This is a genomic window from Bartonella sp. AC535YNZD (genome assembly GCF_042196625.1).
GTDB lineage: Bacteria > Pseudomonadota > Alphaproteobacteria > Rhizobiales > Rhizobiaceae > Bartonella.
Map to the genome: position 1 here is coordinate 67,714 of NZ_JBHIQP010000007.1, position 13,221 is coordinate 80,934.

General features: G+C 39.5%; 9 protein-coding genes. 5 read left to right on the forward strand and 4 right to left on the reverse strand.

Going from position 1 to position 13,221, the window contains the following annotated elements; all coding sequences use genetic code 11:
• Positions 1 to 163: 163 nt before the first annotated feature.
• The 4 genes from lpxC to ligA all read left to right on the forward strand — a co-directional run bounded on the left by lpxC (position 164) and on the right by ligA (position 6,040).
• Complete coding sequence (lpxC, locus tag ACFIM8_RS05655) at positions 164 to 1,048, forward strand: UDP-3-O-acyl-N-acetylglucosamine deacetylase (RefSeq protein ID WP_375606974.1); 885 nt, start codon at positions 164 to 166, stop codon at positions 1,046 to 1,048.
• Between the two features lie 158 nt (positions 1,049 to 1,206).
• On the forward strand, positions 1,207 to 2,100 hold the full coding sequence (locus ACFIM8_RS05660) for an outer membrane protein assembly factor BamD (RefSeq protein WP_273790773.1): 894 nt from the start codon (positions 1,207 to 1,209) through the stop codon (positions 2,098 to 2,100).
• A 6-nt stretch (positions 2,101 to 2,106) separates the two neighbouring features.
• Entirely contained in the window at positions 2,107 to 3,768 is a 1,662-nt protein-coding gene (gene recN / locus ACFIM8_RS05665; protein ID WP_375614613.1) for a DNA repair protein RecN, read from the forward strand.
• A gap of 112 nt (positions 3,769 to 3,880) precedes the next feature.
• The gene (gene ligA, locus ACFIM8_RS05670) at positions 3,881 to 6,040 is read left to right on the forward strand and encodes an NAD-dependent DNA ligase LigA (RefSeq protein ID WP_375614614.1); all 2,160 of its coding nucleotides are present in this window, start codon (positions 3,881 to 3,883) and stop codon (positions 6,038 to 6,040) included.
• A gap of 607 nt (positions 6,041 to 6,647) precedes the next feature.
• Here ligA and ACFIM8_RS05675 read toward each other — a convergent pair.
• From ACFIM8_RS05675 to ACFIM8_RS05685, 3 genes are read right to left on the reverse strand one after another with little or no spacing between them, the layout of a single operon-like run.
• Positions 6,648 to 8,474: an aminopeptidase P family protein gene (locus tag ACFIM8_RS05675; protein ID WP_375614615.1), complete on the reverse strand. Its 1,827-nt coding sequence runs from the start codon at positions 8,472 to 8,474 to the stop codon at positions 6,648 to 6,650.
• Between the two features lie 17 nt (positions 8,475 to 8,491).
• Positions 8,492 to 9,361 carry a 50S ribosomal protein L11 methyltransferase gene (locus ACFIM8_RS05680; RefSeq protein WP_375606978.1) on the reverse strand — a complete coding sequence of 290 codons (870 nt, stop codon included), beginning with the start codon at positions 9,359 to 9,361 and terminating at the stop codon, positions 8,492 to 8,494.
• Between the two features lie 26 nt (positions 9,362 to 9,387).
• Positions 9,388 to 9,969 carry an SCO family protein gene (locus tag ACFIM8_RS05685; RefSeq protein ID WP_375614616.1) on the reverse strand — a complete coding sequence of 194 codons (582 nt, stop codon included), beginning with the start codon at positions 9,967 to 9,969 and terminating at the stop codon, positions 9,388 to 9,390.
• Positions 9,970 to 10,108: 139 nt separating this feature from the next.
• Between ACFIM8_RS05685 and ACFIM8_RS05690 the strand changes: the two genes are divergently transcribed.
• Positions 10,109 to 10,738, forward strand: coding sequence for a DapH/DapD/GlmU-related protein (locus ACFIM8_RS05690; RefSeq protein WP_375609273.1), 630 nt, complete (start codon positions 10,109 to 10,111; stop codon positions 10,736 to 10,738).
• Between the two features lie 56 nt (positions 10,739 to 10,794).
• Here the strand turns inward: ACFIM8_RS05690 and ACFIM8_RS05695 are convergent, their stop codons facing one another.
• Positions 10,795 to 13,134 carry an ATP-dependent helicase gene (locus ACFIM8_RS05695; RefSeq protein ID WP_375606981.1) on the reverse strand — a complete coding sequence of 780 codons (2,340 nt, stop codon included), beginning with the start codon at positions 13,132 to 13,134 and terminating at the stop codon, positions 10,795 to 10,797.
• Positions 13,135 to 13,221: the final 87 nt, after the last annotated feature.

Below are 13,221 nucleotides of genomic sequence, written 5' to 3' on the forward strand. Positions count from 1 at the left end.
GTCAAAAATTATACATTAAAATATATTACTGTTTTTTGAATAAAATACTTTGTTTAAAAAAAACCGCTTACAATAAGCGGTTTTTTTTTATTATTTACTATGAATATTTTTTATAGTTTTATAAATTTTGTTAAAAGATGTACAAGCAATTTAATAAAATGATATGATGAGTTTAGTACCAAAATATCAGTCTACTCTTAAAAAAGCAGTAACATTTAAGGGGATTGGCGTTCATAGTGGCTGTTTGTCAGTGGTAAAGGTTTGTCCAGCGGATGTTGGGTGCGGTATTGTTTTTAAGCGTTGTGGATTAGACGGAACAGAGAAAATATTTCAAGCCCATGCATCGCAAACAGGAAAAACTGAATTATCAACAGTACTTGGAGATGGAGATGTAAGGGTTGAAACAATTGAACATTTGATGGCAGCAATTGCTGCTTATAATTTGGATAATCTTATTATTGAAGTGTCACATAATGAGATTCCTATTTTGGATGGTTCAGCATGGCTATATTGCCAAGCTTTTGAAGATGTTGGTATTGTACAGCAAAATGCCTTGCGTTCTTATTTCATTATAAAAAAGCCGTTGCGGGTTGAAGGAGCTCATGGTGTTGCAGAGCTTTTGCCATTTAATGGACGTCGTTTTGATATAACGATCTCTTTTCCTTCTTCTGCTATTGGTAAGCAACATTTCAGTTTTGATCTTACCACACGAGGGTTTAGGGATGATTTGTCACGTGCGCGCACTTTTGGTTTTATCAAAGACGTGGAAGAATTAAGGCTTTCTGGAAAGGCGAGAGGTGCTTCTTTGGAAAATTCTCTTGTTATCGACCTTAATGATAAAATTTTAAATCCCGATGGTCCTTATTGGGAGAATGAATGTGTTCGGCACAAGATGCTTGATGCGATTGGTGATACTGCTTTGCTTGGTGCACCTTTTATTGGATTATTTCGTTCTTATTGTAGTGGGCATAGAATTAATGCGCAATTGGTGAAGGCTGTTTTGGCAGACGAATCATATTACGAAAAAAGCTTTTTAGAGAAAGAGTAAAAAAATTGACAAGATTTTTTTATTATTTATTTGATTTTTAAGGGGATGATTGACCTGAACTGCTAAATTGGTTATGTGGATTTTATAGTGATATGGTATAAAACCTTTGATAAATTGTTTTTGCTACAAGGTGATATTCTGTGGAGGCCGGAAAAAATATGAAAAAATCTCATGTGTGCATTGGAAATATGACATATAGAAAATCTAACATTGTACGCAAGATATTGGGGGTGGTGCTTTTGGGAAGCACTTGTATGTTAGCGGGATGCCTCTTTAAAGAGAAAAAGACCCTTGATCCATCTGCTTATGTTTTGAAAATAGAGCCGCCAGATGTTCTCTATAATCAAGCGCTTGCTAGCCTTGAAAGTGGGCGGCTTGGGGACGCATCGAAAAAGTTTTTGAAGATTGAAAAACAGTACGCTTATACAGATTGGGGGCGCAAATCTCTTGTGATGGGTGCTTTTACTAATTATCGACTCGGAAAGTATGATGATTCAATTAGTATGGCTCAACGCTATATTACGCTTTATCCAGGGTCGACTGACTCGGCTTATGCGTACTATATTATTGGTCTTTCTTCTTTCCGTCGGATTCCTGATGTTACGCGTGATCAACGTGACACGAAACGTGCTATTGCTGCTATGCAGCTTCTTATAGAGCGTTATCCTAATTCTGAGTATGTCAAGGATGCTAAGGATAAAATCCGTTTTGGTCGCGAACAGCTAGCTGGTAAAGAAATGCAGATTGGCCGCTATTATGAAGAGGGGCGGCGCTATCTTGCGGCAAGTAGACGGTTTCGTACCGTGGTTGAAGAGTATTCTGATACAAATCAAATTGAAGAAGCACTTTTCCGCTTAACGGAAGTTAACTTAGCTCTCGGCTTAACGGCAGAAGCACAGACGGCAGCAGCTATTTTAGGACGTAATTATCCCAAAAGTGAGTGGTATAAATTTTCTTATAATCTCTTGCAGAAGAATAAAATATCGCCACGTGAGCATAAATCTTCTTGGATCTCAAATGCTTTAGGTGGTGATAAGAAGAGGGTACGTTGATTCTCTATGTTGGTACAGCTTTCGATTCATAATATTGTTTTGATCGAAACGCTCGATATTCATTTTACAGCGGGGTTGACGGTTTTAACTGGAGAAACGGGTGCGGGGAAGTCTATTCTCCTTGATGCTTTATCACTTGCTCTAGGGGGGCGGGGTGATGCTTCGCTTGTGCGTCATGGGGTTGACCGCGGGCAGGTTACAGCTGTTTTTGATGTGTCTGTTTCACATCCTGCACGTCAACTTATTCGTGAGAATGGTCTTGATGATGAGGGTGATATTATTTTACGACGTGTGCAATCAAGTGATGGACGTAGCCGTGTTTTTATCAATGATCAGGTGTCTAGTGTTGCATTGATGCGGAGTGTTGGCCGTTTGTTGGTTGAAATCCACGGACAACATGATGATCGTGCGCTTGTTGATGTTGCTACACATCGCCAATTATTAGATGCCTTTGGTGGTCATGAAGATGAAGTGGAAAATTTGCGTCAGTGTTATCACACATGGCGTGAATTTGAGGAGCGTTTGCAACGGCAGCGTCTTAAAGTAGAGAGTGCTGTACGGGAGGTTGATTATCTTCGTGCGTGTGTAGAAGAGCTTGAAAAGCTTGATTTTAAAGTTGGTGAAGAGGAAGCTCTTTCTCTTCGTCGTGCTGATATGCTTAAATTAGAAAAAATAGCGACAGATATTAAAGAAGCGGATGATCTTTTAACGGGTCAAAAATCACCAATCCCAGTGCTTTCTAATTTGGTGAGGCGTTTGGAGCGGAAAATTCCTGAGGCGCAAGAACTTATTGCACCAGTGGTGAAATCTATTGATGAGGCATTGCATGCACTTGCAACAGCACAAGAAGGTATTGAGACGGCAATACGAGCATTAGATTTTGAACCTGATGAATTGGAACGGATAGAAGAGCGTCTTTTTTCTCTTCGGGGTTTTGCTCGTAAATATCAAGTTTCTGCGGATGAATTGATTCAGTTACGCGATAAAATGGACGCAGAACTCGCTGATTTTGAAGAGGCTCAGACTATATTGACACGTTTTGAAGATGAGGCAAAGCAGGCAAAGAAAAATTATGATATGTTAGCGCAAGCCTTAACAATAAAGCGTCGGGAGACAGCAAAGCATTTATCTGAAAGTGTTATGGCTGAGTTGCCGGCATTGAAGTTAGAGAGGGCCGAGTTTATTGTTGAAATGCAAAGTGATGTGGAAAAGCGGAGTGCTGAGGGATGTGATCGTATTGAATATTGGGTGCGAACAAATCCTGGAACACGAGCTGGACCGATGCTTAGTGTGGCTTCTGGCGGTGAATTGTCTCGTTTTTTGTTGGCATTAAAAGTTGTTTTGTCTGATCGAGGATCAGCACCGACGCTGATCTTTGATGAAATTGATACAGGTGTTGGGGGGGCTGTTGCAGCGGCTATTGGACAACGGTTGCAACGCTTATCAGAACGTGTTCAGGTTTTTGCTATTACGCATGCACCACAGGTTGCATCGAAAGCGCATGGTCATTTTCTTATTTCGAAAATTGAGAGTCATGATAAAGGACGCTTTGTTACTGCTATTCATAAAATGGAAGAGCATGAACGTGCAGAAGAAATTGCTCGTATGTTGGCAGGAGAACAGATTACTGAAGAAGCGCGTGCAGCGGCTCAAAAGCTTCTCGCATAAAGGTAATTAGCCAGTGATAAAAATACTGGAAAGCTTATTTTTATTTGCGATTCACTTTATGAGGAAGCGTGGAAGTCCTTATGGCAGTAACTCGTAATTTGGAATAGATTTTATGAACAAAGATGCAGTTAAAAATCTCTCAGCTGTTGAAGCAGAAAGTGAATTAGAGTGGTTGGCAAAAGAAATTGCACGTCATGATGTGCTTTATAATCGTGATGATCAGCCTGAAATTTCTGATGCAGAATACGATGCGTTGCGCCGCCGTAATGCAGAAATTGAAGCTCTTTTTCCAGAGCTTATTCGTGTTGATTCTCCTTCACATAAAATTGGGGCACCAATTTCTGAAAAGTTTGAAAAGTCTGTTCATGTACAGCCTATGCTTTCACTTGATAATGCGTTTAGCTCTGAAGATGTTACTGAATTTATTGAGCGTATTCGTCGTTTTTTACGTCTTCCAGAAACACAAGTGTTGGAAATAACAGCGGAGCCAAAAATTGATGGTTTATCTTTGTCTTTGCGCTACGAAAAGGGGCGGCTTGTGCGTGCGGCAACGCGTGGGGATGGAACTGTCGGTGAAAATGTGACGGCAAATGCTCGAACAATTGCTGATATTCCACAAGTTTTGCAAGGTGATTTTCCTGAGGTAATCGAGGTTCGCGGCGAAGTTTATATGGGACGGGAAGATTTCCAAGCTCTTAATATAAGCCAACAAGAGAAGGGAAAGTTAACCTTCGCCAATCCTCGAAATGCAGCGGCTGGTTCGCTCCGTCAGCTTGATTCACGGATAACCGCCAGCAGAAAGCTTCAATTTTTTGCTTATGCTTGTGGTGAAGTGAGTGAAGTATTTGCAGAAAGTCAAATAGAGATGATGAAAAAGCTAAAAGAATATGGCTTTGTTATCAATCCATTAATAAAAGTCTTTAAGAGAGTAGAAGAAATTATTTTCTATTATCGTGATATAGAAGAACGCCGTCATTCTTTAAGCTATGACATTGATGGCATTGTTTATAAGGTTAATGATTTGATGCTCCAAAAGCGTTTGGGATTTGTTTCTCGTTCGCCGCGTTGGGCAATAGCCCATAAATTTCCAGCAGAAAAAGCAATGGCGCTTTTGGAAGATATTGATATTCAGGTCGGTCGTACGGGAGCTTTGACGCCTGTTGCACGCCTTACACCTATTACTGTTGGTGGGGTGGTGGTGACCAATGCCAGTTTGCATAATGAGGATTATATTAAGGGAATTGGCCATAAAGGAGAGCCCATTCGTGAAGGCCGTGATATCCGTGTAGGCGATACCGTGATTGTACAACGCGCTGGTGATGTAATCCCTCAAATTGTTGATGTTGTTGCTGCAAAACGTCCAAAAGATGCTTCTGCTTTTGTTTTTCCTCATCTGTGTCCCGCTTGTGGGAGTCATGCTGTTCGCGAAGAAGGAGAAGCGGTGCGTCGGTGCACCGGTGGGCTTATTTGTCCTGCACAAGCGATTGAACGTATTCGTCATTTTGTTTCACGCAATGCGTTTGATATTGAAGGCTTGGGTAAAAAGCAGGTAGAATTTTTTTTCCATGCTCAAGATGAGGCGCTTTGTATTCATACACCAGTTGATATCTTTACTTTAGAACGGCGCCAAGAAAAGTCTTTGATCCGTTTAGAAAATATGGAAGGTTTTGGTACTGTTTCAGTGCGGAAACTGTATGATGCCATTAATGCACGCCGCGAAATTCCTTTAAGCCGTTTTTTGTTTGCATTGGGGATTCGTCATGTTGGAGAGGTGAATGCACGCCGCCTTGCACGAGCATATCAAAATTATACAGCTTTTGAAACGGCGGCTATGGAAGCATTTATGCCATGTGAGCAGGAAAACAAAGAAGGCAATGAAGCTTGGATGGAACTTACCAATATTGAAGGAATTGGACCACAGGTAGGGGGCGCAATTGTTGATTTTTATAGAGAAGCGCATAACCGTGAAGTTTTGTCTGTTTTGCTTGAAGAAGTAACACCTCTTGATGAGGCACCTATCATGATAGCTTCTTCACCAATAGCGGAGAAGATCATTGTTTTTACGGGAACTTTAGCACATATGTCACGTGATGAAGCAAAAGCATTGGCAGAGCGATTAGGGGCCAAAACATCTGGTTCACTTTCTAAAAAAACAGATCTTCTTGTTGCAGGACCTGGAGCGGGCTCCAAATTGGCTAAAGCTGAAGAATTAGGTGTTGAGGTTATCGATGAAGAGGCTTGGCTACAGTTGATTGAGAAACATAATGTTTAGAGGATGTTTTCTAGAAGATCGTATGCTATTTGTATGATTATCGCTCTTACATTTTTTGGGGGGATGAAATCAAAAAGGGGGATAATAGGGGCTGTTTATTTTGCAAAAACAGAGCGCCATATATTTTGATATTTATTACGTTATTTAAAATAATTAACATTGAACTTAAATATTAAACTTAAACTATTATGATGAAGAATATGCAAGGTTATTATTAGTAAAAGATATAAATTATTACTGTGAAGCAAGGTAAAAATTGTAAATAAATATGCAGAATTTTTGAATCTAAACGGCGTAATAAGTTGGTTATAATGGGCGTTTTAGAAATGCGACGCGGAGGATTACAAAATATAATGAAAATTTCTATATAGAAGAATAAGGCTATAACTCATGTGGAGATGGTGGAGGATAATTGATAAGCATTATCTTTTGCGAGTGTATCCCGTTCTGTTTCAATTTTGGAAGGCTTTTGTCGTATCTGCAAAAAAACTTGAAGTATTTCATAGAAGCATTTTTTGTGTTTGCTGATGGTAAATTCGCACTTCTCTCTTTAAAAGAGAAGGGTGTAATGTTTTGTAGAAAGAGTAAAAGTTATACGTTGCTTCATTTAAAGGGGCATTGTTGCTTCTTTTGCCCATTTTTTATCTTCTTCATTTAAGTAAGGCGCATTCATCTGATAAACCCGCGCATGGTAATCATTGAGCCATTGTCGTTCTTCTTGTGTCAAAAGCTCTGGAAGGATTAACCGTCGATCGATGGGGCAATGTGTGAGTGTTTCGAACGAGAGCATTTCTATATCTCCACCATCAATTTTTTGTGCTGGCTTCACAATCATCAAATTTTCAAGACGGATACCAAAAGCGCCTTCGCGGTAATAGCCTGGCTCGTTTGAAAGAATCATACCGGAGATGAGTTCTTGGCACCCTTTGCGAGAAATATTTTGCGGTCCTTCATGGACAGAAAGATAAGATCCAACACCATGACCGGTGCCATGGGCATAATCAAAACCAGCTTTCCACAATGCAATGCGTGCAAGAGCATCAATGTCTTGTCCGCGTGTGCTTTTTGGAAATCTTGCAGTTGAAAGAGCAATCATGCCTTTGAGGACAAGCGTAAAACAGCGTTTTTCTTCTTCTCCAATATTCCCAATTGCTACTGTGCGTGTGACATCAGTCGTGCCATCACGATATTGTCCACCTGAATCAACGAGGTAAAGTTCACCAGCATTGAGTGGTTTATTTGTTTGCGTTGTTACACGATAATGAATAATGGCACCATTTGCCCCTGCGGCTGAGATTGTATCAAAAGAAAGATCTTTAAGTTTTTCTCCCATTTCGTTTGCTGTATTTATGCGAAATTCTTCTAATTTTTGAGCAGCAGAAATTTCACTTATTGACCCTGGTATTTGTTTATCTAACCAAGAAAAAAAACGGGTTAGGGCAACACCATCGCGTAGGTGTGCTTTGCGTGTGCCATTGAGTTCTGTGTCATTTTTAATGGCACGTGGTAGAGCCGCAGGATCGGTAAGTGTGATAAAAGAGCTATTTTTTTCTTCAATAACAGTTCGTAATTTTTCGCATGTTAGCTGTGGATCTAAGGCAAACACTGTCCCTTTTTGAATATACTCTTTGATCTTGGGAATAAGCTGTTCTGGTTCATATAATTTTGCATAACGTTCTAGATATTGTTTCTGTTCTCCACCAAGTTTTTTGCGGTCAATGAATAAAGCTGGTGTTTCGTTAAGTGGAATGAGAGCAAAACAAAGGGAAAAAGGCGTGTTGGAAACATCATTGCCCCGTATATTGAATGTCCATGCAATGGAAGAGGGGTCTGTAAAAATAAAGGCATCTGCATTTGCTTTTTGTATATATCTGCAAATCAATGCCAACTTTTCATCTGTATCGCACCCAGCATATTTGAGAGGATGAATTGATAAGGCAGATTGTGGTAATTTTGGTTGATTATGCCAGAGCAGATCAATGGGATTATGTTGAACTTCTATAAGTTTTCCACCTGCTTTCATTTCTAATGCGTTTCTCAATGCATCGGTGGCAGCAATCGTGTGGAGCCATGGATCAAAGCCAATAGAAAGTTTTTGACCATTTTTTTCAAGCCATTGTGAGGGAGGACAAGTTATGAGATCTTCATAATTAAAAATATCAGGATCAGTTTGTTGGCGAACTTGGAGCTTATATCGCCCATCTGTAAATATGATGGCTTTGTTTTTTAAAATCAGTGCAATCCCAGCTGATCCAGTAAAGCCGGTTAACCAGCTAAGGCGTTGAGCATGAGGAGGGACGTACTCTCCTTGATGTTCATCGCACCGTGGAACAAGAAAACCATCGAGCCCAAGGCGATCAAGTTCTTTACGAAGGGAGGCAATGCGTTTTGCAGCATGCGTGGGATTTGTTGTTGCCTCAAAAGATTGATACATAACAACGTCCTTTTATTTTATTTCAGATGTATCGTTACCCATCCTTGACGGTGGTATGTTTCGATATGCTTGAGTCCTTGTTTTATATAAGTATCTAAAACGTAGGCGTGTTGCTCTTCAAGAATTCCAGAGAGTATAAGTGATCCCCCTTTTTTAAGGGCTTTTACCATTTCTTGCGCAAGTTCAATGAGAGGATTGGCAAGAATATTGGCAACAATGAGATCAAAAGGCGCACGTGTTGTAATGTGTTCATGGGTAAAACTTGTTGCTGTAACAGCTGTAATATACTCTTTTACGCCATTAAGCTCGATATTATGTTGTGCAACTTGAATAGCAATAGGATCAATATCGGAGGCGAGAATACTAATGGGCTTGAGCATTGCTATGCCAATGGCTAAGACTCCACTACCAGTTCCAAGATCAAGGGCATTTTGTGGATTTTCGTGTTTCATTACTTTGGCAATCATTTCCAAACAACCAGCTGTTGTCCCATGATGTCCTGTTCCAAAGGCTTGATTTGCTTCAATTTCAATAGGGAGAACATTAGCTGGAATGGCGTTTCTGTTGTGACTTCCATGAAGGAAAAAAGGACCAGCATGTACAGGTTTTAGTCCTTCTAGACTTTTTTGTACCCAATCAATATTGGGTAAAACTTCCATATTAATTTTATCAGAATCTATAGAAAGAACGCTTGCAAAACGTTTCAATGCGTCTTCTTGATTGTCTTGATCAACATATAGAGAAAGCTCATATATAGCATTTTGTTCATCTATCTCTATAAGAGCAAGAGGATATCCTTCTTCATCAAAAGCTCTTTCTATAAGGGTATAAAATTGCTCTGCTTCACTTTTAAAAGCAGTATAATAGAAGCGAATTTGTTGCGACATGCTGTTCTTTCTTTTGATTGGCTTTTTTAGTTTGATATGAGTTTTTTTAGCCGTTCAATGGCGATTTCATCTTTTAATTCGCTATCTCTTTCTTTCGTGTCATAACGGATAACGCCAGCTAATTTTCCACCTTTTTTGAGTAAAAAAATTGCTGCCGTATGGTTATAAGTATAGCTTTCATCTGTTTCAGTGACTTTTTCAGCAACGATGTTGAAAGAATTGACCATTTTATGAACTTTATCAGGATCTCCACTGATACCAACGATTTTATTGTTAAAATTGCTGAGATAATTATGGAGTACTTCTGGTGTATCACGTTCGGGGTCAACAGTCACAAACCATACTCCTAACTTATCAGCTTCAGGTCCAAGTGCTGTAAGCCATCGATCAAGATTCATCAGTGTGGTAGGGCAGATTTCAGGACACATAGTGAAGCCGAAAAAAATTATTGAAGGCTGGCTTCGAATATCAGCTTCGGTAATCGTTTTTCCATTTGAATCAGTGAGCGTAAAGTTATCACCTAAAGGCTTATTTATAAATGCATCATAAATAAAAATCCCCGTAAGAAATATAACTGTTAGCCCTAAAATGCGGAGTACATTTTTCATAGTTTGACTCTCTTAGATAGATCAAGAAATTGTAACATCGGCAGGTTTGTTTTGCAATGTTTGTTTCATGGTTGATTTTATTGGTTTGGTTGGTATGTCTTTCCATATTTATTGATGAAGCAATTGATGGAAGGTAAGAATGAATATTGAAAACGATCTTCGATTTCATGAAAGTAAACCTCGTATCCATACGACAGCACAGCTGCATGGTTGCAAATTAGGGCGCTATGTGGAAATTAATGAGCGGGTAGTTTTGCGTGATGTAACCATTGGAGATTTTTCTTATTTAGAACGTAACAGTGAGGCTATTTATAGCGATATTGGGCGTTTTTGTTCTATTGCATCTCATGTACGAATGAATGCGTTGGAGCATCCTATGGAGCGCGTTTCAACGCATAAAATAACCTATCGTCCAAACGAATATTTTCGTTATATGGCATTAGATAGTGGTTTTCGTGAAAGGCGTTGTGCAAAACGTGTTATTATTGGGCATGATGTGTGGATTGGACATGGTGCGGTTATTATGCCTGGGGTGACAATTGGTCATGGCGCTATCATTGGCGCGAACGCTGTTATAACGAAAGATGTTTTGCCTTATACGATTGTCGTTGGGGTGCCTGCTAAACGGTTGCGAATGCGTTTTCCCAATCATGTGATAGAATGCCTTTTAGATATGGCTTGGTGGGATTGGCCGCTTGATAAAATTCACAACGCATTGCCTGATATGCAAAATTTGCCCATTGAAGCCTTTGTTCGCAAATGGAAATGACATTCAGAATAAAATAAAGTGGTTTCTTGAAAAAACTGATCGTGGTTTGCTTGTAATTAAGCTTTGTTTACAAAATTATCTAGTACACGCTTTTCTCCGGCTTTTTCGAACATTATTGTCAATTTATGATCGTCTATTGCTGTAATATGACCATAACCAAATTTTATGTGAAAAATCCGATCATTGACAGAAAAATCTGATGGTGCATGAGAGAGTGATTGAGAGATAACTTTCCCTTCAATATTTTTGTTTTTTTGTGCACGCTTTTGTCTTGGTGTTGCATAGTCATTATAAAAGGAATCGTGATGTTGAAAGGAAGATTTTCCATAACCACCATAGGATGTTTCCATTTCTACAACTTCTATATGTTCTGCTGGTAATTCATCTAAAAAACGGGAGGGGAGAGCAGGTTGCCAAAGTCCATGAATTCTTCGATTCGATACAAACCATATATGCAAATGTTTTTTTGCTCTTGTTAGACCTACGTAAGCAAGACGCCGTTCTTCTTCTAATCCTGAACGTCCACCTTCATCTAATGAGCGCTGGTGGGGAAAGAGTCCTTCTTCCCAACCTGGAAGAAAAACTGTTTCAAATTCAAGTCCTTTGGCTGAATGAAGGGTCATGATGTTGACTGCATCCATATTTTCATTATTTTCCGTTTCCATAACGAGTGCAACATGTTCCAAAAAACTTTGAAGATTTTCAAATTGTTCCATGGAACGAATCATTTCTTTAAGATTTTCTAGTCTTGTAGGAGCCTCTGGTGAGCGATCTTCTAACCACATGTTTGTATAACCAGAATCATCAAGGATGATCTCGGCAAGTTCTCTATGAGGAGTGTCTTGAAGCATATTTTGCCAGCGGCGGAAGTTTTCAATAAGGATTCGTAACGCACTGCGTGCCTTAGGCTTTAATTCATCTGTTTCAATGATGTCTGCGGCAGCAGAAAAGAGAGGAACAGCACGTGCACGTGCACTCTCATAAAGAATGCGCAGGGTTGCATCTCCTATGCCGCGTTTTGGTGTATTAATAACACGCTCAAAAGCTAAATCATCAGTAGGTTGGACAACAACGCGTAAATAAGCCATGGCATCACGTATTTCCATTCGCTCATAAAAACGAGGACCACCAATGACGCGATAATTAAGGCCAAGTGTTACAAAGCGATCTTCAAATTCACGCATTTGAAATGATGCGCGTACCAATATAGCCATATGATTTAATGCATGACCGGTTTGTTGTGCGCGTTCGATCTCTTCTCCGATTGCTCGTGCTTCTTCTGCCGAATCCCATGCTGAATGAATTTTTACCTTTTCTTCCTCACTCTTTATTTGAGCAGAAAAAAGGACTTTTCCCAGTCTTTCTTCGTTATGAGCAATGAGATGGGAGGCGGTTTTAAGAATATGGGATGTTGAGCGATAATTGCGTTCTAGACGAATAATTTTAGCAGAAGGAAAATCTTTTTCAAAACGTAATATGTTTTCGACTTTTGCACCACGCCATCCATAAATGGATTGATCATCATCGCCAACACAACAAAGATTAACATGTTGACCTTTAGGATGTTGGGCCAAAAGGCGAAGCCAAAGATATTGTGCTGTATTTGTATCCTGATATTCATCGACAAGAATATAACGAAATTGAGAATGATATTCGCGAAGAATATCTGGATTATGTTGGAAGATAGAGATAGAATGAAGTAGAAGGTCACCAAAATCACAAGCATTAAGATCTTTTAATCGATTTTGATAACTGTGATAAAGTTCACGTCCCATGCCGTTACCAAAGGAATGAGCATCACTTTTTGAGATATGTGTTGGTGAAAGTCCTTGATTTTTCCAAGAATCAATCATCATGGCAAGGTTTCGTGCGGGCCAACGCTTATCGTCTAATCCTTCAGCTTGAATAAGTTGTTTTAAAAGTCGAAGAACATCATCGCTATCGAGAATTGTAAAGTTTCTTTTTAAATCAACAAGCTCTGCGTGACGGCGTAAAATTTTAGCTCCAGTGGAATGAAAGGTTCCAAGCCAAGGCATACCTTCAACAACTTCTCCAATAAGTTCACCAATACGTGTTTTCATTTCACGGGCTGCTTTGTTAGTGAAAGTGACAGCAAGTATTTGTTGAGGTGAGGCGAGTCCAGAGCGCAGAATGTGAGAAATACGGGTTGTTAAAACGCGTGTTTTTCCAGTACCAGCACCTGCAAGAACTAAAAGAGGCCCCTCAGTATTCATAACAGCTTGTTGCTGTTCTGGATTGAGCTGTTCTAAATAGTTTGTATTATATGATTTTTTTTCTTTTAGGACAGGGGAAGAAAACCCAGAATTTTCCTTATCATGGTCTGGAGGGGAATCTTCTTCAAAGAAAGGTATGGTGTGATCAGAAAAATTACTCATTGTATCTCTTTTGTAGTCTTTTTTTCATTGAAGTTCTAGATTAAAAAAACTTCTCTTAAAAAGTCACAACAGTTTCAGTTGAACAGA